Consider the following 21,188-nt stretch of genomic DNA (forward strand, 5'->3'; position numbering starts at 1 on the left):
CTATGGCCTCAATTCAATGACCGTCTTACCGATCCGGATGGGTGCACCGGGCTCAACCGGCAGGGCGCGCGTGAGCTGCGTGTCCCCCAAGTAGGTTCCGTTGGTGGAACCCAAATCCTCAATGAACCAGCGGCTGCCCTGCGGGAACAGCCTGGCATGGCGGCCGGACGCATAATCGTCTTCGAGCACGAGCGTTGCTTCCTGCGCCCTGCCCAGCAGGATCGGGCTGGCGGCGAGGTCAAGCGTCTTGCCCGCCAACGGGCCTTCGACGACGATCAATTTGCGTGCCTGAACGCGCGGCGGTGCGGCGTGCTGCTCGGCCAGATCCGGGTTCTTGCGCACCTGTCGCGCCGTCGGGGCGCCGGTCTTGTCCTTTTTGCCGATCATCAGGTCCCGGCGAAGTGCGGAGATGATGCTGATGATGAGGAGCCAGAGCAAGATCAGGAACCCGAAGCGCAGGGCGGTTACTACCAGATCGTCCATCAGGCGCCGCCGCCCCGTGCTGGCAGCAGACGGAAGGTAATGCGGGTGCGGCCCATAGTAATCACGGTCCCGTCAGTCAGGTCCTCCTGGCCATGGATGCGCTGGCCGTTAACGAAGCTGCCGTTGGTGGAGCCGAGATCCACGGCAGTGGCGGATCCACCTTCCGTACGGATTTCAAGGTGTTTGCGGGAGACTCCCGTGTCATCGATGAGGATGTCCGCTTCGGATGACCGGCCGAGAACGATGGAGGGCGCGTTCAGCGAATAGCGCTGGCCTTCGATCTCCAGGACAGGCTGAAGTCTGGTGGGTTGGCGGGCAGGTGCCGCCGGTGCGGCCGGCCTGCGCTGCTGGGAGGCCGGCGCAGCTCCGGACTTTTCCGCTGACGAGTCGATTTCAAAATCCCCGGGCTTGAGTTCGTCGTCATGATTGAAGGACACGCGTACCGCACCTTGCAGTGTGTACTTCTGGCTGTTCACGTGGTTGATCACCACATCGCACAGTTCTTCTGCCAGGGTGGAACCCCATTGCTGGGCCATCGCATAATCCGAACCGCTGAGCCGGATCTCGAACACATTGGGGGCAAGCGTGCGTCCCTGGGCCAGGGTGATGGAGCGGTTGTCGAGCTCGCGGCGCAGGCGGCTCGCGATTTCCACCGGCTGGACCTGGCCTTTTCCGCCCACCGAGAAGGCACCGCGGACCATCTTTTCGATGCCGCGTTCAACGTTATCCAGTAAGCCCACTGGCTGCCTCCTCTCCTAGGTATAGCGGTCTGCGCATGCCGCGAGGGCACGCCCGTAGGACGATTATCCACTTCGATACTACTTGCGACTGGTCCAAAAGGCTTTAACGCTAACGTTTCCCCGCCACCGAAAGTTGCCGCGCAGTGGCGAAGGTCACCTTGTGCACTCCTACCCCTTTTTCCGTCTTCGGCAGTGTTCCAGAGCGAGCGGCCGCGTTCAACTCGAGGCATGTTCCGCTGCCGTCCTCGCCCGAAGCCTTGTGTTTCCGCAGATGCAAGGGTGCACATGCTGTGCTTGCGGGCAGCGAGGCACCCCTTGGAACCCCCCGCTTTCGGCGGGTGAAACCGCCGATTGGGAATTTCGGCAGGTTTCAGGCTAGTATTGATCTCGCTGTTCTTGCAGGAAACGATCTGCAAGGAAGTTGCGCGCGAGTGGCGGAACGGCAGACGCGCTGGCTTCAGGTGCCAGTGTCCGAAAGGGCGTGGGGGTTCAAATCCCCCCTCGCGCACGCAGAACATCAGCCCCGGTCTTCGGACCGGGGCTGATGTGTTTAACCCGTGCCCCGTATTGGCCCTCCCGTGCCTTCCCCGTGACGCTGCGGCCGGGGTAGTCTTCACGGCATGCGTATCAAAATGTGCAGCATCCATGTCCAGAACCCCGCCGAGGCGTTCAAGTTCTACACCGAAATATTGGGTTTCGAAGAACTCATGGCGATGCCGGAGCACCAGTTATTCATCGTCAAGTCGCCGGACGAGGGACAGGGCACCGGCCTCCTCTTGGAACCGAGCGACAATCCTATTGGCGAGGCCTACATGAAGGGCGTTTACGACGCCGGCATGGCCGCCATTGTTTTCGGCGTTCCCAATGTGCAGGCGGAATACGAGCGGCTCGCGGCCAAGGGTGTGAAGTTCACCGGCGAACCGGAGTCGGATCCCAGCGGTTCTATGTCGGCTGTCTTCGACGACACCTGCGGAAACCTGATCCAGCTCCACCAAGACTGACAGCTGTCCGCCGCACCCTCCGTCCGCGGCGGCGCCGGCAGCCGGACGGAGGGGGGTCGGTACAGGCTACTTGGCTCTTTTGGCCTCGTCCTTCTTGGCCTCGTCCCTGAGGCGCAGTTCCTCGGCGCGGACGGCGGCGAACGACGCACGTTCGGAGACCAGCCACTGCGGCGGGTTCTGCAGCAGCTCGGTGATTTCCGCCGTCGTTAGCGGTTCGGTGACCCCGCCACGGGCGAGGCCGCTGATGGACACATTGAGTTTCCGGGCCACCTCGGGGCGGGGATGCGGACCGTTGCGGCGCAGTTCCTCGAGCCACTGCGGCGGATTGGACTGCAGTTCGCTGAACTGTTCGCGCGACACCGGGTTGTCCTGGAATTCCTGCGGGGCGGCCGGGAGGTAAATGCCCAGCTTCTTCGCTGCCGTGGCAGGTTTCATGGACTGGGAGGATTTCGCGCTTGTCATGGCTCAAGCGTAACTGTCTTGGGCTAAGGTGTTGAAGAGCTTGGTGCGGGCCCTCGCTGGGACTGCCTGCGCGGTCGGCGCCGGAAGAGACTAAACGTCGGGACAGGCCGGCCAGAAGGAGCCGCATGGATGCACAAGTACCGCCGCTGTCGGCCTTGAGGATCGCGATCGTGCCCGGCGTGACGCCGGGGAAATGGGTCCGGCGCTGGGAAGAACGCGTCCCGGACGTCCCGCTTACCGTATCCGCCTGTGATGAAACCGAGCAGACCGCCGTTCTGTGGGACGGCCGGGCGGATCTGAGTTTTGTGCGCTTGCCGGTGGATCGTGAGGGCCTGAGCGTCATCCCCTTATATACAGAGGTACCGGTGGTGGTCGCGCCGAAAGACCACGACATAGAGCTTTACGACGACGACGTGCCGCTGGCCGAGCTGGACGGCCAGAACCTCCTGGACCCGGTTGAAATGGGCGGAGCCAAGACCGGCGTGGAAGTGGTGGCCTCCGGAGCCGGACTGATGATCCTGCCGATGTCCGTGGCGCGGCTGCACCACCGCAAAGACGTGGTCTACAAGCCCCTGTCGGGCGCCCCCGAAACGCAGATCGGGGTGGCATGGATTACCGATAAGACCAACGAAACCATCGAAGAATTCATCGGGATTGTCCGCGGCCGCACCGCCAACAGCTCCCGGCAGCCCTCGGCCCAACAGGAGGCCGGACAAAAGGACGCCACAGCCGGACGCAAGCCCGCCGGCGGAAGCGGCGGCACGGCCGGCCAGGCAAAGGGAGGCCAAACGGGGGGCAAGGCCAAGGCTGGCTCCGGAAAGGGCAGCTCCGGCAAGAGCGGCTTCGCCAAGGGCCGCCAGCCAAAAGGCGGCCCGGCGAAGGGCGGCAAGCCGCGGGGCAAGGGCCCGCGCAAGGGCGGCCGCTGACTCCTTGGAGCCGGGGCGCAGAAGCCGGCTGGCTTCGCATTAGGGTGGAGCTATGACTTCACCCGAGATCCCCGAACACCTTGACGACGCCGAGCTGGCCGCCTGGCTGGTGCGTTCCGCGGGCACGCTGGCGGCAGGAATGCGCGCCGCCGTGGTGACCTTCGAGGAAAAGACGAGCATTTCCGACGTCGTCACCGCAGCGGATCACGCGGCCGAGCAGCTGGTGGTGGAAACTTTGCGCCGTGTCCGTCCCGAGGACAGCATCCTCGGTGAGGAAGGCTCAAACCACACGGGCACTTCCGGCCGCACCTGGGTGATTGACCCGGTGGACGGGACCTACAACTTCTTTACCGGAGGCACCTACTGGTGTGCGGCCATCGCCCTCAAGAACGACGACGGCGGCCTGCTAGGTGCCATCTACCATCCCGCCGAGGACGCGCTGTGGATCGGCGGGGACGGCCTGCCGACCACCCGCAACGGCGTTCGGACCGGGGAAGCCACGAGTACACCGTTGGACCAGAGCTGCGCGTCCGCGTACCTCCACCACACCTACCTCCGCGATCCTGCCGCGGCGGAGCCGTACATGGCAGCCGTGCTGGGAGCGGCAACGTACCGTACCTGGGGGTCGGCGTCCTGTGAGCTGGCGGCAACTTCGGCCGGCATCTTCGGCGTCTGGTTCCAGCAGGGCCTGCCGGAATGGGACTGGCTCCCGGGCAAAGCCCTCGTGGAAGCGGCAGGCGGGGACACCGCCGTCGTGCAATTAAATGGTTACCGCTGGTATGTCGCTGGCGGAAAAGCGCAGGTGGCGGACGCCGTCGCGCTGTTGCAGAGCCGGGCTTAGCCCGAAAGGATCCGGAAGGGAAAGTCCATGGAGAAGACGTACGAAACCATCCAGCTGGAATGCCTCGGCGAGCTGGCCACCGTGGTGATCAACCGGCCCGAGGCGCTCAATGCGCTGAGCACGCAGGTGGTGGCCGACCTGACGCAGTTCGTGGCGGATGTGCAGTCGCCCGAAGGGGCCGAAGTGCGCAGCATCCTGATCACGGGGTCGGGCGAGAAGGCCTTCGCGGCAGGTGCGGATATCCGGCAGATGGCCGACATGACCCCTGCTCAAGCCCGGGACTACAGCGCCAGCATGCAACAACTGACACGTTCCCTTGAAGAACTGGCGATTCCCGTGATGGCGTGCGTGAATGGTTTCGCCCTCGGCGGCGGACTGGAGCTGGCCATGGGCTGCGACTTCATTTACGCCACGACCAATGCCAAGTTCGGCCAACCCGAAGTGAACCTGGGCCTGATCCCCGGCTTCGGCGCCACCGTGCGCCTGCCTCACCTGGTGGGACTGGCCCGTGCCAAGGAGCTGATCTACACCGGGCGGACCATCGGAGCGGAGGAGGCCTACCGGATCGGATTGGTCAACGCGGTGTTCGACAGCAAGGACGATATGCTCGACGCCGCCGCGGCCACCTGCCGCGAGATCGCCGGAAAGTCTCCGGCCGCCGTCGCCAACGCCAAACGCACCGTGGATGCTGCCGCAGGTCTGCCGACAGCCGAGGGGCTGTTGGTTGAACGGAAGGCGTTCGGGGCGGCCTTTGCCACCGAGGACGCCCGGATCGGAACCAAAGCTTTCCTGGCCAAGGAGAAGCCGGAATTCACGGGAAAGTAGGCGGAGCAGCTCTCCGTAAACGGGCCGTCTCCCTAATTGGTTGACACATCAACTAATAAGAGGCATACTAGATGCAAATGCATGATTATCCCTGGGAGGCATCCCAGCATCTACGCCTAGGAGGCACCATCATGGCCCTTGAACTCACCCCCGGAACCTGGAACTTGGATATTTCCCACACCGAGATCGGCTTCGTGGTCCGCCACGCGGGCATCAGCAAGGTGCGCGGCCAGTTCACCGAGGCCGACGCCACGCTGGTGGTTGGCGATTCCCTGGCTACATCGTCGGTGGAGGCCACGGTCAAGACGGCGTCCTTCGACTCGAACGATGACAACCGCGACGGCCACGTCAAGAGCGCCGACTTCTTCGACGTGGAGCAGTTCCCGCACATGACCTTCAAGGCCAACCAGGTCCAGGGCAGCTCGGAGGAGTTCAAGCTGGGCGGCGAGCTGACCATCAAGGACACCACCAAGCCGGTTACGTTCGACGTCGAGTTCGGCGGCATGGCCGTGGATCCGTTCGGCTCCACCCGCGCCGGCTTCTCCGCCACCACGCAGATTTCCCGCAAGGAATTCGGCATCACCTGGAACGCCGCCCTCGAAGCCGGCGGCGTGCTGGTGGGCGACAAGGTCACCATCACGGTCGACGCCGCGTTTGTGCTGCCGGCTAACTGATCCGATAGCACCAGCCGGCCGTGCCGGCCCCATGAGGCGAACGCCCGCTCCCAATCCGGGGGCGGGCGTTCGTTTTTGTGGCAGGACGGGAACATCCTCCCAGTAGTCTTACTGCTTCGTTGCCGGTACTGGTCATGTTATGTACCGTTGGAAATAGGCGGCCACACTCTCAAGCCCGACGGTTTCAGGTCAGTTGCCAACTGGAAGAGGATGATCATGGCAAGTGTCAATGAAATGATCGATGTAGCCGTCCCGGTGTCCGTGGCCTGTAACCAGTGGACCCAGTTCGAGTCCTTCCCGCAGTTCATGCATGGAGTCCAGTCAGTCCGGCAGCTCAGCGACACCAGAAACCACTGGACGATGAAGGTCGCCGGCGTCGAGCGTGAATTCGACACCGAAATCACCGAGCAGCATCCGGACCAAAGGATCGCTTGGAAGAGTACGGACAGCACCAGCCATGCGGGCGCGGTTGATTTCCACCGGCTCGACGAGGGGCACACGCGGGTTACCGTCCAGATGGAATGGGATCCGCAAACGTTCGCCGAAAAGGCCGGAGTTGCTGCCGGCGCCGACAAGATGCAGGTGAAATCCGACCTGAAGCGGTTCAAGGAGTTCATCGAAACCCGGGGCTCCGAGACCGGAGCGTGGCGCGGCCATGTGGACCGTCCCGGTGATGCGTCGACCGGGCCTGACGGGGCTTCCGAAACTGTTAGGGCCGCTGGGGCAGCGGGTGCGTCCACTGGCGGGACCGGGGCGAAAGACAATAGCTTGGGCAGCCGGGACTACTACGGCGGCACCGGGGCCGGCGGGTTTCCGCCGGGAGGCACTAACAAGGATGACCTGCCGATCCAAGACCCCGCCGCGCGGTCGGACAAACCGCTCCTGGATGATCCTGCACTGGGCGAAACCTCCAGGGTTCCGCTTCAGGATGTCCCCGGCGGAACGCTGAATGACCCGGACAATGAGCCCGATCCGGATACCGATGAGACGGGGCGGAACGCAGCAGGGCGCTGATCCGCCCCGCCGCGGCCACCTCAAAGGGGCCACTGGAAGAAGAAGGTTGAAAGATGGCCAAGATCGAGCAGACAGTCGAGATTGCGGCCCCGGCTGCCGAAGTCTACCGCGAGTGGGCTAGGTTCGAGGCGTTCGGGATCTTCATGCACGGCGTGGTGCGGGTCATCCGCGAGGATGACGTGACCCACCACTGGACCACCAAGGTCGGTGGAGTCCGGCGGGAGTTCGAGACGAAGATTACCGAGGAGCTACCGGGCAAGCGCATGGCCTGGGAAACCGTGGAAGGGGTGCCGCATCAGGGCTCGGTGGAGTTCCTTGAACTCGATCCGGGCCGCACACGGATGGTGGTGCGGGTCGATTGGCATCCCGGGTCGGTGCTGGAAAAGGCCGGGGCCACTCTCGGCTCGGACCACCGCGAGGTGCGTAACGAGCTGTGGCGGTTCAAGCAGTATGTGGAGACCGGCGGCTCGGAAACCCATCATCCTGCCTCCGAGCACGGCCTGGGCAGCCGGGACTACTATGGCGGCACCGCCGGCGGCGGGTTCCCTCCGGGATACACCGAGCAGCACGATATACCGGTTCAGGATCCTGCCGCAGGCAAGGACCAGCCGGCCCGCGGCCGTCCGGAGACGGGGGAGTCGACGGAGGCAGAATCTAGCGGGCGCTGATTCTTTCCACCGACTCGATGGCCCGCTCCGAGAGCCGCTCCGAGATCGGGGCGCTCTTGGCCGATTCCGCCGCAGCAGCCTGACCTTCAGGGCTGAGGACATACTCGGCGAAGGTCTTGATCAGTTCGATCTTTTCCGGATCATCGTAGGTTGTGCACCAGACGTGGTAGGACACCAGCAGCAGCGGGTAGGCGCCTTCGGCCGTGGTGGTCCGGTCAAGTTCCAGTGCGAGGTCGTACTCCGGACGGTCCTCTGCCGGCTTGGCCTCGTCGAGGGCGATGGCTGCGCCCTCGGAACTGACGGGCACGTAATCGCCGCCGACTTTGAGTTTCACTTTGCCCAGTGGCGGTCCGACCGCAGAATCATCTGCGTACGTCACTGCGCCTTCGGTGCGGGCAACCATGCTGACCACGCCGGTGTTACCTTGGGCGTTTTCCGCTACGAAGTCCGAGGGGAAAGCATCGCTGGGTTCGGCCGTCCAGACGTCCGGAGCCACGGCATGCAGGTACTCGGTAAAGTTTTCGGTGGTCCCGGAATCATCGCCGCGGCTCACCCGCGTGATGCGCAGATCAGGCAGTTCCACGCCGGGGTTCTGTTCTGCGATGGCCGGATCGTTCCAGCGCATGATCTCGCCCTTGAAGATCCCCGCTATCGTGGCCGCATCCATGTTCAGTTCAGTGATGCCGGGCAGGTTGAAGCCGACGGCGATGGGGGAGACGTAGGCGGGGACGTTGAATGCGCCTTCGGGGCCGCAAACTTCCTTGGCACGTTCCATCTCCTCGGCGTCGAGGTAGGCGTCCGATCCGGCAAATTCCACGGCACCGGCCAGGAACGCGGTCCGGCCGGCACCGGAACCATCCGGGGAATACTGGACCTGCGCCTTGGGATGAAGCAGGTTAAAGCCCGCGCGCCAAGCATCCATCGCCGCGTTCTGGGCGGACGAACCAGCGCCCGAAAGGGTTCCGGTCAGATCGGATCCGTGCTGGGCCGCTGCTTCCTGCTCCGGCCCTAGGGGATAGTCGGAGCCGCAGGCCGTCAAGGCCAGCAGGGCAGCAGAAGTCAGGGCCAAGGTGGGAAAAAGTCGGGGAGCCATCCTCTTTAGGGTAACCGGGAACGAATCGTGCACAAAGATGGCTCCCTCCGACGTCGGATAGGGCGGGCGGGTTTCTTGCTTACTTCGTGTCCAGATCCCGCGTGGCTGGGCCTTCCAGCACAACGCCGTCGGCACTGAAGCGCGAGCCGTGCAATGGGCAGTCCCAGGTGCATTCGGCATCGTTCCAGGACAGGACTCCGCCCAGATGCGTGCAGACCGCGCTCACCCGCCGGGTGGTGCCGTCCACGGTGCTCACGCCCACCGGCCGGGCGTTGTCCCGGACCACCGTGCCCTGTCCTTCCGGCGGTGCCGTTTCCGAGGTCCGGACCAGTCCGCTGAGCCAGCCGCTAACCAGCTCCACCCCGACAGATGCGTTGGTCTGTACCGTGGAGAAGGCATCCTGCGGGGCCACCCGCGTCTTGTACAGCTCCCGGGCCCAGGGTTTGGCCCCTTCGAGAATCAGTGAGGTCAGTGACAGCGCGGCCGCCACCGAATTGGTCATGCCCCATTTGTTGTAGCCCGTGGCCACATAGATGCGGTCCTCCGCGAAGGACAGCTTGCCCACATAGGGCACGGCAGCGGCGGGTTCATAGTCCTGCGCGGACCAGCTGTGCGTCAGTTCCGCGCCCGGGAAGGTGTTCTGCGCCCAGCGGACCAGATCTTCCAGCTGGCCTTTGGTGTGATGCTGCCTGCCGACACTGTGTCCGTTACCGCCCACAATCAGGACCTGCCGGCCGGCGTTTTCGGCGGTGCGCAGGGATCTGGCAGGGGAATCGATCGACAGGTACATGCCCTCGGGAATCTGCCCGGGCACATTGAAGGCGGTGGCGTAGGACCGCTGGGGCTTGAGCAGGCCGAAATGGCCGCCTCGGTTCAGGATGGGCGTGCCCGTGGCCAGGACAACGTGGTCCGCGGTGACCTGGCCGGCCTCCGCGTGGACGGTCAGTTTGCGGCCCGCGCTGCCGCCGGCAGCTTGCTTGGACCCGGACGTTCCCCGGGTGCCGGTGACGTTGGTCACGCGTACTCGTTCCACCAAAAGACCGCCGCGTTCACGTAGTTCCGCGGCGAGACCGGCGAGCACCTGAAGCGGGTGGATCTGGGCTTGGTCAGGCAGCCGGATGGCACCGGCAATCGGAAAGGGCAGCTCCGCGGCGGTGTCCACGAACTCCACCCCGAGACCGGCTTCGGCACTGGCCTCCATCTCCTTTTTGAGGTCGTCAAGGCCATTGCCCGTGTTGGCATAGGTATAGGCATCACGGCGCTGGTAGTCGATTCCGTGCTCATCGCAGAAGCGCAGGAGCCAGGACTGTCCTTCGCGCTGGGCATCCACGTAGGCACGCGCCGTCCCGGCGCCGTGGTGGGAAGTGACGGTGGACAGCTGGCGGCCCTGCAACAGGGAGACCTTCGCCGTGGTGTTGCCGGTCGTGACGGCCCCGGTGCTGCGGGCCTCCAGTACGGCCACCCTGTGCCCGGCCCGCGCCAGCAGGACTGCGGTGGTCAAGCCGGTAATGCCGGCTCCGATAATCACGCTGTCATATTCGGTGCCGGGCTCGTAGGAATCCGAGGCGATGTCCGGTGCCGTGTCTAGCCAAAGGGATTTCATGGTGATCCTTTCCGCTGCTAACTCCACCCCACCTTGTTGCGTGCCTTCCGTCAAGAGATCAGTAAGCTTACTTTCAATACAGACCGCAAAAGAGGTTTCGGGAGGCCGGGCTACGTTATGAATACCGCTGTACTGATCATCGACATGCAGAACGCCTATTTCGAGGATCCCGCCTTGGGAGAACGGCGGGGGGAACTGGTGGATGCCTGCAACCGCCTCATCGCACAGGCGGAAAAGCTTTCGGTTCCCGTGTTGATGGTGTGCACCGAACACGAGCGGGATAAATCCACTTGGACCCTGAGCATGCTCGAGGATGACCAGGGCTTCATCTTTTCCGGCAGTGAACAGGCCGGGTTCCTCCCGGGGCTGCGGTATGAGAATCTGCCGCGGATGGTCAAGACGCGGGACAGTGCTTTCCAGGGAACCGACCTGCTGCTGCGGCTGCGCAACTTCGGGGCAACACAGCTGGTGCTGGCCGGCGTTGCCACCCACAACTGTGTGGCCCAGACCGCGGCCGATGCCTTTGCCAACAACTTCAAGGTGGCCTATGCCGCGGATGCCATGGCCTCGAACAACGACGACTACGGACACCTGGTGCGCAAGGTGCTTAGCGAGGAATACCGCCAGCCCATCCTCGATGCGGCAGGAGTGGACCGGCTGCTGGCCGACGGGGAAGCGTAGGTCCGGTTAGAGCTATGGCCTGAGGTGCAAATGCTCAGTAGCCTGAGAGTCGACGCCAACTACTGCAGGAGGTAACGGACATGGACCAGGAACTCCACCGCCGGATCGAAGAGCTCATCGAAGAGGAGCAGCAGCTCCGCGAGGGCGGCACCGTGGACAACGAGCAGGCAGAAGCGCGGGCAAGGGAGCTCGCACGGCTGGAAGAACAGCTGGACCAGTGCTGGGACCTGCTCCGCCAGCGCCGGGCCAAGCGCCGTGCCGGCGAAGACCCCGATGAGGCCCAGGCCCGCCCTGTTGAGGAAGTGGAGGGTTACCGCCAGTAGGGAACGTACGTCGTTAGCTTCTTGCTAGGCGCCCTTTTTCGCCTTGGTTTTCGAAGCGGACGTCTTGGAGGCGGACTTTGCGGCCGGTTTTTCCTTGGCCTCCTCCGCCTTCGCCGAAGATTTCGCAGAAGACTTGGCGGCGGCCTTGGGCTTGGATTCCGCCGGCTTCTTGCCTTCGCGGTTCTTCTCGACGCTGCGGCGCAGGGCCTCCATCAGGTCCAGGACCTTGCCGCCTTCCTCCTCGCCCTCCTCGCCGAAAGTCGCCTCGGTATCCAGGGTTTCGCCCTGCTCGAGTTTGGCCTCGATGAGCGTGCGCAGCTGCTCCTGGTACTCGTCCGTGAAGTCTTCGGGCTTGAAGTCGCTGGAGAAGGATTCCACCAGCGCCGCGGACATTTCACGTTCCTTCGCGGAAACCCGCACGTCCTCTTCAAGTGCGGGGAACGCAGCCTCGCGGACCTCGTCCTCCCAGAGCAGCGTCTGCAGCATCAGCACATCGCCGCGGACGCGCAGCGCGGCCAGACGGGTCTTCTGCCGCAGCGCGAACTTCACCACCGCCGTCCGGTCCGTGTCCTCCAGCGTCCGGCGCAGCAGCACATAGGCCTTGGTCGATTTGGAATCCGGTTCCAGATAGTAGCTGCGGTCGAACATGATCGGGTCGATCTGGTCGCTGGGGACAAACTCCACCACGTCGATCTCGCGGTTCTTCTCCACCGGCAGCGAGTCCAGGTCCTCGTCCGTGAGCACCACGGTCTGCTCGCCGTCGTCGTACGCCTTGTCGATGTCCTTGTACTCGACGATTTCCCCGCACACCTCGCAGCGGCGCTGGTACCGGATCCGCCCGCCGTCCTTCTCGTGGACCTGGTGCAGCTTGATGTCATGGTCTTCCGTGGCGCTGTAAAGCTTGACCGGGACGTTGACCAGGCCGAAAGCGACAGCCCCTTTCCAGATGGCTCTCATGGATCAATACAACACCAAGCATGCTGGCAATTACTAGCCATCGGCCACAATATTGGCGAGACTAACCCTATGGCCCAGACAAGCTCCAGCCAGCGCCAGCTGGTCACGGTGGACGGACACCGGCTGAAGCTGACGAGCCTGGACAAGGTGATTTACCCCGAAACCGGCACCACCAAGGCCGAAGTGCTGGACTATTACTCGCGCATCGCGGACTACCTGATTCCGCATGCCGCGCAGCGGCCGGTCACCCGCAAGCGCTGGGTCAACGGGGTGGGCACGGCGGACAAACCGGGGGAGGTGTTCTTCCAGAAGAACCTGGAGGAACACGCCCCGTCCTGGGTCAAGAGCCACGCGATCGAGCACAAAAGCGGGACCAACGTGTACCCCATGGTCAACGATCTGGCCACCCTCACCTGGCTGGCGCAGATCGCGGCGCTGGAGATCCACGTTCCGCAGTGGAAGTTCGGCGCGCGGGGCAAGATCAACAATCCTGACCGGCTGGTACTGGACCTGGACCCGGGGGAGGGCGCCGGACTGGCCGAATGCGCCGAGGTGGCGCGGCTGGTCCGGGCGGTGCTGACCGGGATGGGGCTGGATCCGCGGCCGGTCACCAGCGGCTCCAAGGGCATCCACCTGTACGCCGCGCTGGACGGGAAGCAGACCTCGGAGGAGGTGTCCGCCGTCGCGCATGAACTGGCGCGGGTGCTGGAGGCGGATCACAAGGATCTGGTGGTCAGCGACATGAAAAAGACGCTGCGCACAGGCAAGGTCCTGCTGGACTGGAGCCAGAACCATTGGAACAAGACCACCATCACTCCCTATTCGCTGCGCGGTCGCGCCCACCCGATGGTCGCCGCGCCGCGCACTTGGGAAGAACTCGACGCCCCGGATTTGGCGCACCTGGACTACTTGCAAGTGCTGGAGCGTGTCGGCGAGCTGGGGGACCTGCTCGAAGGCATGGGCTCGGGAACTGCGGACGAGGAATCGCTGGCCGAGGCGGTGGAGGAAGCCGGGGAAGATGCTTCAAACAACGACGGCGGTGCCCACCGTGGCGTGGTGGCTCACGGTTCCGATCGGCTCACCAAGTACCGGTCCATGCGTGACCCGGCCAAAACGGCGGAACCTGTTCCCGCGGCTCCGCCGGTGGACCGCGGCGGCAACACGTTTGTGATCCAGGAGCACCACGCCCGGCGGCTGCACTACGATTTCCGCCTCGAGCGCGAAGGGGTCCTGGTGTCGTGGGCCGTGCCCAAGGGGCCGCCCACCGGCCCGGGCAAGAACCACCTGGCCGTGCAGACCGAAGACCACCCGCTGGAGTACGGCAGCTTCGAAGGCAGCATTGCCAAGGGCGAGTACGGCGCCGGCGAAGTCTACATTTGGGATTCGGGCACCTATGACTTGGAGAAGTGGCGGGACGGCAAGGAGGTCATCGTTACGCTGCACGGCAAGGAGGGCGGCGGGCTCAGCAAGGACGGCGGACCGGAGGCGCCGCGGCGCTATGCCCTGATCCACACCGGCGGGGAAAAGGGCGAGAACAACTGGCTGATGCACCTGATGAAGGACCAGAAGCCCGGGACCTACCGGAAAGGCACGCCGCACGAGCGCCAGAGCGATGACCTGGCGAAAGCGGTCGAGCCGGCATTCATCAAGCCCATGCTGGCAACACAGGGCTCCGCGGCGGACATCACCGATGAACACCAGTGGGCGTTCGAAATGAAGTGGGACGGCATCCGCGCCATCGCCATCATCGAGGACCGCGGCGTTCGGCTGATCAGCCGCAACGGCAATGATCTGACTGCCGGCTACCCCGAACTGGCGGACCTGCCTGACCGGGTGCATGCGGAGACGGCCGTGCTGGACGGGGAGATCGTGGCCCTTAACAAGGCGGGCCGGCCGGACTTCGGCCTCCTGCAGACCCGGATGAAGCTGACCAAGAAGCGCGAGATCGACCAGGCCGCCGCGCGGACGCCGGTCCACCTGATGCTCTTCGACCTGCTGCAGCTCGACGGCAAATCGTTGCTCCCGCTGGAATACTGCCAGCGCCGCGAGATACTGGCACAGGCCGTGGATGCCGGCGGTGACAGCCACGTCCAGGTGCCGCCTGACCTGGACACCTCGCTGCAGGACGCCGTGGACACCAGCAAGGAACTGGGCCTTGAAGGTGTCATGGCCAAACGGGTAGACAGTACATACGCGGACGGACAGCGCTCAAGGAGTTGGATCAAGATCAAGAACCAGTTGACGCAGGAAGTGGTCATCGTGGGCTGGCGGCCCGGCAAGGGCAGCCGGGAACGCAAAATCGGCTCGCTGCTGGTGGCCATTCCGGACGGCGCGGACCTGCGGTACCTGGGCCGCGTCGGTTCCGGCCTGACCGAGCGGGACCTGGCGGCCGTGGGCGCGCGCCTGAAGAAGATGGCCCGCAAGACCCCGCCGCTGGATGACGTTCCCGCCGCCGACGCCTCCGACGCGCACTGGGTCCGGCCGGCCCTGGTGGGCGAGGTCCAGTTCAGCGAACGGACCGAAGCCGGCAAGCTCCGCCATCCCGTCTGGCGCGGCTTCCGGCCGGACAAGAAACCATCCGACGTCGTGGTCGAGGTCTAAGCCAACGCCCGCACCACCGTCGCGACAACACCGCCCGGCACCAACGCCCTGAGGAGCTCCATGACTGAGAACAATGCAGTGCTGACCACCAACCCGGGCGCGGACCAGCGGAGCCTGGACGGCGTGGACCTGTGGTGGCGCGCGGCCAACTACCTCTCCGCCGGGCAGATCTACCTGCGCGACAACCCGCTGCTGCGCCGGCCGCTGGAACCGGAGGACGTGAAGGCGCGCCTGCTCGGGCACTGGGGCACGACGCCGGGGCTCAACTTTATTTACGCCCACCTGAACCGGGTGATCGCCGAACAGGGCCAGGACATCCTTTTCGTCACCGGGCCCGGCCACGGCGGCCCGGCCAACGTGGCCAACGCCTGGCTGGAGGGGACCTATTCGGAGATCTACACCCAGGTGGGGAAGGACGAGGACGGCCTGCGGGAACTGTTCAAGCAGTTCTCCTACCCCGGCGGCGTCCCCAGCCATGCCGCACCGGAAACCCCCGGCTCCATCAATGAAGGCGGGGAGCTCGGCTACTCCCTGGCCCACGCCTTCGGCGCCGTGTTCGATAATCCGCAGCTGATCGCGGCCTGCGTCATCGGCGACGGCGAAGCGGAAACCGGGACGCTGGCCACCAGCTGGCACTCAAGCTCGTTCCTCGACCCGGTGCAGGACGGCGCGGTGCTGCCCATCCTGCACCTGAACGGGTACAAGATCGCCAATCCCACTGTGCTGGCCCGGATGCCCCAGGAGCAGCTGGCCGCACTGCTGACCGGCTACGGATACGAGCCGATCTTCGTCACCGTGCAGGATCCGCGGGACACGGTGCGCGCCCATGAGGAATTCGCGCACGCCCTTGAGCAGGCCCTGGGCGGGATCCGGCGGATCCAGGAGCAGTACCGCGGCGACGGCGGAACAGCTAACGACGGCGGTGCTACCGCCCACGGAGGTGCCGCCGTGCCGTCGAACCAGTTCCGGTCGGGTCAGGCAGCGGCGTCGGAATACGCTCCGCGCTGGCCGATGATCGTGCTGCGGTCGCCCAAAGGCTGGAGCGGGCCGGAAGAGGTGGACGGCAAACCGGTGGAGGGGACCTGGCGGGCGCACCAGGTGCCGCTGTCCGAGGTCCGGACCAACCCCGACCACCTGGCCCAGCTGCAGAGCTGGCTGCAGTCCTACCGGCCGGCCGAGCTTTTCGACGGCGAGGGCCGGCTGCGTGCGGAAATCGCCGGCCTCGCACCGCAGGGCGACAAGCGGATGAGCGCTACCGCCTATGCCAACGGTGGCCGGCTTCTGCAGGACCTGAAGCTGCCCGCCTACGGTGGGCACGCCGTCGTCGTTGATCAGCCGGGAACCGAGCGCGTGAGCCCGATGAAGAATCTGGGTTCGTGGCTGCGCGAAGTGGTGCGGCTGAACCCGGAGAATTTCCGGATCTTTGGCCCGGACGAGACCGCCTCCAACCGGCTGCAGGACGTCTACGAGGTCACGGACAAGGTCTGGCAACAACGGATCGACGAGGTGGACGAGCATCTGGCCCGGGCCGGCCGGGTGATGGAAGTGCTCAGCGAAAACCTTTGCCAGGGCTGGCTCGAGGGCTACCTGCTGACCGGGCGGCACGGGGTGTTCAACTGCTACGAAGCGTTCGTGCACATTGTCGATTCCATGTTCAACCAGCATGCCAAGTGGCTTCAGGTGCATCGTGAACTGCCCTGGCGGCAGCCAGTCGCATCGCTGAACTACCTGCTGTCCTCGCACGTCTGGCAGCAGGACCATAACGGCTTTTCGCACCAGGATCCGGGCTTCATCGACCACGTGATGAACAAGAAGCCCGAGGTGGTGCGGGTCTACCTGCCGCCGGACGCCAACACGCTGCTGGCCGTCACCGAGCACTGCCTGCGCTCCCGTGACTACGTCAATGTCATTGTCTGCGGGAAGCAGCCGTCGCTGACGTGGCTGGGCCCCGAGGATGCGCGGAACCACTGCGAACGCGGGATCGGGGTCTGGGACTTCGCGGGCAGCGAGCGTCCCGGCGAGGAACCGGATGTGGTCCTCGGCTGCGCCGGCGACGTGCCCACCGTGGAGGCGGTGGCCGCGGCCGCGCTGCTGCGCGAGCAAATACCGGAGCTGAAGGTGCGGCTGGTCAACGTGGTGGACCTGATGCGCCTCCAGGATGCCAAGGAACATCCGCATGGTCTGGAGCACCGGGATTTCGACCGGCTGTTCACTACGGACAAGCCCATCATCTTCGCGTACCACGGCTACCCCTGGCTGCTCCACCGGCTGACGTACCGGCGCACCAACCATGGCAATCTGCACGTCCGCGGCTACGTCGAGGAAGGAACCACCACCACGCCGTTCGACATGGCCATGATGAACCGCATCGACCGCTACCAACTGGCCATCGACGTCATCGACCGCGTGCCTTCCCTGGGAGCTTCCCGCACGGGACTTCGCCAGCAACTGCAGGATCTGCGCATGCAGTCGCTGCGGCATACCCGCGAATTCGGTGAGGACCCGGCCGCTATCACCGAATGGGTGCTGCCGGCCCAATAATTGTTAAAGGTTTCCGTAGCCTTACCCCTGTCAAATGAACCATGAATGGCTACGCTGTTAGCCAGGGGATTAAATTCTGTTGGGGGAGAAGGCAGACGGACCATGGGGAGTCTATTTAAGCCGACCATCCGCGATGTCGCGGAAAAGGCCGGCGTATCACTGGCGACAGTGTCATATGTGCTGTCCGGCCGCAGCGGCGGATCAACCCGGATCAGCGAACCCACCAAAGAGCGTGTCCTCGAGGCGGCCAAGGAACTGGGATATGTGGCCAATAGCGCGGCACGCGGTATGCGCCGCGGGCGCACGGACACGATTGCCGTGGTCATCGAGAACATGGAGTCGCCGTGGGACCGCGCCCTGGCGGAGACAGCCAACCGGATCCTGCCGGCCCACGGCTACCGGGTGGTGATCCTGCTGGGGCAGGAGGCCTGGCGGAACTTCATGCTCTCCGGTGGAGCCGACGGCGTGATTCTCGGTTTCAGTACCGAAACCGAAGATGAAACCCGGACCATTCTGGACCTCGCCAAACGCGGGGTGGCCCAGGTAGTGGTGTCCCAGTTCCTTGAGCCGCAGGGCTTCGATGTGCTTTCGGTGGACGCCGCCGGCGGGATTGCCGAGGCGGCCGAGTACCTGGGCAGCCGGCATAAACGGATCGGCGTGATCCACCGGGGAACCTCGGCTCCGGGTCCGCGCGGCACGCGGCTGGAGCTGTTCCGGGCCGCCTTGGAACAGAACGGCGTGCAGCTCGATGACTCGCTGGTCCGTGCCTCGGGCGGGTCCTGGCGCACGGCCTTCCAAAGCGCGCTGGAACTGCTCTCGCTGCCCGAACCGCCCACCGCATTCTTCACCACGGCAGACCTTGAAGCCCTGTGCGTCTCGGGGGCGGCTACCTGGAAGGGACTGGAAATTCCGGACCAGCTGGAAATTATCGGCGTGGAGAATTCGCAGCTGGGGAAGAACTCGGACCCGGCCCTGAGCACGGTGGGACCGGATCCTACCGAGCACCTAGCGGTGGATCTGCTGCTGGCCCGGCTGAAGGGCGAAGCCGGCGAACAAGGCCGCAAAGTTCCGGTGCCGTGGAAGATGCGCTTCCGCGGGACCACGCAGCGGCAGGACGCCGAGCCGGGCAACGGAGACAATGGAGTTGTGAGCACCACGGCCGCCACTTAGAGTCCTGCCTATGGACTGCACCAGCTACAGCTACGGACCGGATCCCAGCCAGTACGGCCAGCTGTATCTGCCTGCCCAACGCATGCATGACGCTGTCGTGATTATTATCCACGGGGGCTATTGGCGTTCCCGCTATGGTCTGGACCTGGGCGGGCCGGCGGCCCGCGACCTGGCCTCGCGCGGCTACGTGTGCTGGAACCTCGAATACCGCCGCGCCGGCAACGGCGGCGGCTGGCCAGAAACGTTCGACGACGTGGCGGCCGGCATCGATCGGCTCGCAGAGCTGGGCGGCCGGCTGGCGTTCCCGGTGGAGAACGTGGTGGCGCTGGGACATTCGGCCGGCGGACATCTGGCTGCCTGGGCCGGCGGCCGCGCGGCATTGCCCGCCGGGGTGCCCGGAGCGGATCCGGCGGTCGGAATTTCCGCGGTGCTGAGCCAGGCCGGTGTGCTGGACCTGCGGCGGGCATGGGAACTTGGCCTGAGCGACCAGGCAGTGGAAAACTTTCTGGGCTGCGGCCCGGACGATGATCCGCAGCGGTTCCGCTGGGCCGATCCCCTCCTGCAGGTCCCGCTGCCCGTCCCGGTCTACGCCTTCCACTCCGATTCCGACGACGCGGTGCCGGTGGCCTTGTCCGAAAACTACGTGGCCGCGGCCCGGGCAGCGGGCGGCCGCGCGGAACTCATCAGGGTACCCGGGGACCATTTTGACATCATCGACCCGGCTTCGGCGGCCTTCGAGCAGATCCGCGCCAGGCTTCAGACCTTGGCTTAACGCCCGGCCCTACCCCTGCCGCGGACCCGCGCGCTCTGCTACGTTGACACTGTGCTGACAGTTATCGGTGAGGCTCTGGTCGACGTTGTTTCAAGCGGTACCTCTGCCCAGCGTGTCCATGTGGGCGGCAGCCCCATGAACGTCGCGGTGGGGCTCGCGCGGCTGGGCCAGCCGGTGCAGTTCGTCGGGCGATACGGCCGCGATGAGTACGGGGCCCGGATCTTGCACCACCTACGTACCAATTCGGTGCTCACACCATTGGCTCCCGACGGCGGACCGACCAGCGTTGCCAAGGCGACCCTGGACCGGACCGGCGCCGCGCACTATACCTTCGACCTGCTGTGGGAACTGCCGCCGCTGGAACACGCGTTGCCCCGGCTGCTCGAGGAAACACTCTGGCTGCACACCGGATCGATCGCCGCGATGCTTGAGCCCGGCGCGCACACCGTGCTGGCCACGGTCCAGCGCGCGCATCCGAGAGCACTGATCAGCTATGACCCGAACTGTCGGCCCACCCTGATCACGGACCGGGACTTCGCCCGCCGGCAGGCCGAGAAGTTCGTAGCGCTGGCCGATCTGGTCAAGGCCTCCGAAGAAGACCTCCGGTGGCTCTACCCGGACCGCCCGGCGGAGGAATCGGCGCGTGAATGGCTGTCCCGCGGACCGGGCATCGTCGTGGTGACCAAGGGAGCCCGGGGACCGTGGGGCGTGGTGCGCGACGGCGCGGCCGAAGCACCGGTGCCTGAAGTCGATGTGGTGGATTCGGTCGGCGCTGGCGACTCCTTCATGGCGGCGCTGCTGGCTGCCCTGGTGGAGCGCGGGCTGGCCGGCTCCCGGAGCCGCGAGCATTTGCAGAACCTGTCTGCCGATGCCCTAGGGGAAATCCTGTACTTCGCTGCCAGCGCCGCTGCCGTTACGGTTTCGCGCGCCGGTGCCAATCCTCCCACCCGGAACGAACTTGCCCGCTGAAACACCGGGTGACGCATAGACTGGGCTGTATGCGCTTGATTGCCAGTGATCTGGACGGGACCATCATTGGCCGGGACGGGAAAATCAGCGCCCGCACAGTCCGGGCGTTCAAGGACGCGGCTGCTGCCGGCGTCGAAATTGTCTTTGTTACCGGCCGTCCGCCGCGCTGGCTGGACCCGCTGCGCGAGCAGATCGGCCACGAAGGCACCGTGATCTGTTCCAACGGCGCGGTGGTCTACGACCTGGTGCGCAGCGAGGTCATCTCGGCCAAGACGCTGCCGCACACCAACATCTTCCAGGCGCGCGAGATCATTCTGCGGCTGCATCCGCGCGCTACCTTCGCGGCCGAAACCACCTTCGGATTCCAGCTGGAACCGGGCTTCGTGGAGCAGGGATCCGTGGAACTGCTGGATGGGATCGAGCCGATGCTGCTGGAGCAGTCCCTCACGGAACGGGATGCGGTGGTGAAGTTCCTGGCCCGGGGCCGGGACCTGGATCCGGATGCGTTCCTGGCCGAAGTTCAGGACGCGGTGTCCCATCTGGTGGCGGTGACCCATTCAGCGCCTACCGTGGCTCTGCTGGAGATGGCGCAGCCTGGCATCAACAAGGCCGTGACGCTGGCCGGCTATGCCTCGTCGCTGAACATCGACCCGCAGGACGTGGTTGCTTTCGGCGATATGCCCAATGACATCGAGATGCTCGAGTGGGCCGGCCATGGGTACGCCATGGCATCGGGCCACCCCGAGGCGATAGGAGCCGCGCGCTACCAGGCCCCGGCTTTCGCTGACGACGGCGTGGCCCAGATTCTCGAAGCCCGGCTCGCGGAGCTGTAGGCGGAGCCGGA

General features: G+C 65.1%; 21 protein-coding genes and 1 tRNA gene. 16 read left to right on the forward strand and 6 right to left on the reverse strand.

Annotated elements, in window-relative coordinates; all coding sequences use genetic code 11:
* Both J5251_RS04375 and J5251_RS04380 read right to left on the reverse strand, forming a co-directional pair.
* Complete coding sequence (locus tag J5251_RS04375) at nt 1–483, reverse strand: FHA domain-containing protein FhaB/FipA (RefSeq protein WP_139006392.1); 483 nt, start codon at nt 481–483, stop codon at nt 1–3.
* The gene (locus tag J5251_RS04380) at nt 483–1,223 is read right to left on the reverse strand and encodes an FhaA domain-containing protein (protein WP_208575317.1); all 741 of its coding nucleotides are present in this window, start codon (nt 1,221–1,223) and stop codon (nt 483–485) included. Before J5251_RS04380 ends, J5251_RS04375 begins: the two co-directional genes overlap by 1 nt.
* A gap of 425 nt (nt 1,224–1,648) precedes the next feature.
* Between J5251_RS04380 and J5251_RS04385 the strand changes: the two genes are divergently transcribed.
* Nucleotides 1,649–1,731: transfer RNA gene (locus J5251_RS04385), tRNA-Leu, on the forward strand.
* Nucleotides 1,732–1,843: 112 nt separating this feature from the next.
* Nucleotides 1,844–2,224, forward strand: a complete 381-nt coding sequence (locus tag J5251_RS04390; protein WP_208575318.1) for a VOC family protein — start codon at nt 1,844–1,846, stop codon at nt 2,222–2,224.
* Between the two features lie 66 nt (nt 2,225–2,290).
* Here J5251_RS04390 and J5251_RS04395 read toward each other — a convergent pair whose 3' ends face one another.
* Complete coding sequence (locus J5251_RS04395; RefSeq protein ID WP_208575319.1) at nt 2,291–2,686, reverse strand: DUF5997 family protein; 396 nt, start codon at nt 2,684–2,686, stop codon at nt 2,291–2,293.
* 125 nt (nt 2,687–2,811) lie between these two features.
* Here J5251_RS04395 and J5251_RS04400 point away from each other — a divergent pair, with 125 nt between their 5' ends.
* The 6 genes from J5251_RS04400 (at nt 2,812) to J5251_RS04425 (ending at nt 7,634) form a co-directional block, all read left to right on the forward strand.
* Nucleotides 2,812–3,612: a LysR family substrate-binding domain-containing protein gene (locus J5251_RS04400; RefSeq protein ID WP_208575320.1), complete on the forward strand. Its 801-nt coding sequence runs from the start codon at nt 2,812–2,814 to the stop codon at nt 3,610–3,612.
* Nucleotides 3,613–3,664: 52 nt separating this feature from the next.
* A complete protein-coding gene (locus J5251_RS04405; RefSeq protein ID WP_139006397.1) occupies nt 3,665–4,453 on the forward strand; it encodes an inositol monophosphatase family protein in 789 nt (262 codons plus the stop codon).
* 27 nt (nt 4,454–4,480) lie between these two features.
* A complete protein-coding gene (locus J5251_RS04410; RefSeq protein WP_139006398.1) occupies nt 4,481–5,278 on the forward strand; it encodes an enoyl-CoA hydratase/isomerase family protein in 798 nt (265 codons plus the stop codon).
* Nucleotides 5,279–5,409: 131 nt separating this feature from the next.
* A complete protein-coding gene (locus J5251_RS04415) occupies nt 5,410–5,952 on the forward strand; it encodes a YceI family protein (protein ID WP_208575321.1) in 543 nt (180 codons plus the stop codon).
* A gap of 216 nt (nt 5,953–6,168) precedes the next feature.
* Nucleotides 6,169–6,966, forward strand: coding sequence for an SRPBCC family protein (locus J5251_RS20555; RefSeq protein WP_208575322.1), 798 nt, complete (start codon nt 6,169–6,171; stop codon nt 6,964–6,966).
* A gap of 53 nt (nt 6,967–7,019) precedes the next feature.
* A complete protein-coding gene (locus J5251_RS04425) occupies nt 7,020–7,634 on the forward strand; it encodes an SRPBCC family protein (RefSeq protein ID WP_139006399.1) in 615 nt (204 codons plus the stop codon).
* On the opposite strand, the gene J5251_RS04430 is transcribed toward J5251_RS04425, so the two are convergent.
* On the reverse strand, nt 7,621–8,727 hold the full coding sequence (locus J5251_RS04430; protein ID WP_208575323.1) for a phosphate ABC transporter substrate-binding protein PstS: 1,107 nt from the start codon (nt 8,725–8,727) through the stop codon (nt 7,621–7,623). The two genes, J5251_RS04425 and J5251_RS04430, sit on opposite strands and share 14 nt — an antisense overlap.
* A gap of 79 nt (nt 8,728–8,806) precedes the next feature.
* The gene (locus tag J5251_RS04435) at nt 8,807–10,330 is read right to left on the reverse strand and encodes an FAD-dependent oxidoreductase (RefSeq protein ID WP_208575324.1); all 1,524 of its coding nucleotides are present in this window, start codon (nt 10,328–10,330) and stop codon (nt 8,807–8,809) included.
* 117 nt (nt 10,331–10,447) lie between these two features.
* Here J5251_RS04435 and J5251_RS04440 point away from each other — a divergent pair, with 117 nt between their 5' ends.
* Complete coding sequence (locus J5251_RS04440) at nt 10,448–11,011, forward strand: cysteine hydrolase family protein (protein WP_208575325.1); 564 nt, start codon at nt 10,448–10,450, stop codon at nt 11,009–11,011.
* A gap of 80 nt (nt 11,012–11,091) precedes the next feature.
* Complete coding sequence (locus tag J5251_RS04445) at nt 11,092–11,334, forward strand: DUF2630 family protein (protein WP_139006403.1); 243 nt, start codon at nt 11,092–11,094, stop codon at nt 11,332–11,334.
* A gap of 24 nt (nt 11,335–11,358) precedes the next feature.
* On the opposite strand, the gene J5251_RS04450 is transcribed toward J5251_RS04445, so the two are convergent.
* Complete coding sequence (locus J5251_RS04450) at nt 11,359–12,291, reverse strand: Ku protein (RefSeq protein ID WP_208575326.1); 933 nt, start codon at nt 12,289–12,291, stop codon at nt 11,359–11,361.
* Nucleotides 12,292–12,360: 69 nt separating this feature from the next.
* Here J5251_RS04450 and J5251_RS04455 point away from each other — a divergent pair, with 69 nt between their 5' ends.
* From J5251_RS04455 to J5251_RS04480, 6 genes are all read left to right on the forward strand, one after another.
* Nucleotides 12,361–14,892, forward strand: a complete 2,532-nt coding sequence (locus J5251_RS04455) for an ATP-dependent DNA ligase (protein WP_208575327.1) — start codon at nt 12,361–12,363, stop codon at nt 14,890–14,892.
* 60 nt (nt 14,893–14,952) lie between these two features.
* Nucleotides 14,953–17,433, forward strand: coding sequence for a phosphoketolase family protein (locus tag J5251_RS04460; RefSeq protein WP_208575328.1), 2,481 nt, complete (start codon nt 14,953–14,955; stop codon nt 17,431–17,433).
* A gap of 102 nt (nt 17,434–17,535) precedes the next feature.
* Nucleotides 17,536–18,603 carry a LacI family DNA-binding transcriptional regulator gene (locus tag J5251_RS04465; protein ID WP_139006407.1) on the forward strand — a complete coding sequence of 356 codons (1,068 nt, stop codon included), beginning with the start codon at nt 17,536–17,538 and terminating at the stop codon, nt 18,601–18,603.
* A 10-nt stretch (nt 18,604–18,613) separates the two neighbouring features.
* On the forward strand, nt 18,614–19,375 hold the full coding sequence (locus J5251_RS04470) for an alpha/beta hydrolase family protein (RefSeq protein ID WP_208575329.1): 762 nt from the start codon (nt 18,614–18,616) through the stop codon (nt 19,373–19,375).
* 51 nt (nt 19,376–19,426) lie between these two features.
* Complete coding sequence (locus J5251_RS04475) at nt 19,427–20,344, forward strand: carbohydrate kinase family protein (protein WP_208575330.1); 918 nt, start codon at nt 19,427–19,429, stop codon at nt 20,342–20,344.
* Nucleotides 20,345–20,373: 29 nt separating this feature from the next.
* Nucleotides 20,374–21,177 (forward strand): HAD family hydrolase, encoded by an 804-nt coding sequence (locus J5251_RS04480; protein WP_139006410.1) that lies wholly within the window; start codon nt 20,374–20,376, stop codon nt 21,175–21,177.
* Nucleotides 21,178–21,188: the final 11 nt, after the last annotated feature.

The organism is Arthrobacter crystallopoietes, assembly GCF_017603825.1.
Taxonomy (GTDB): domain Bacteria; phylum Actinomycetota; class Actinomycetes; order Actinomycetales; family Micrococcaceae; genus Crystallibacter; species Crystallibacter crystallopoietes_B.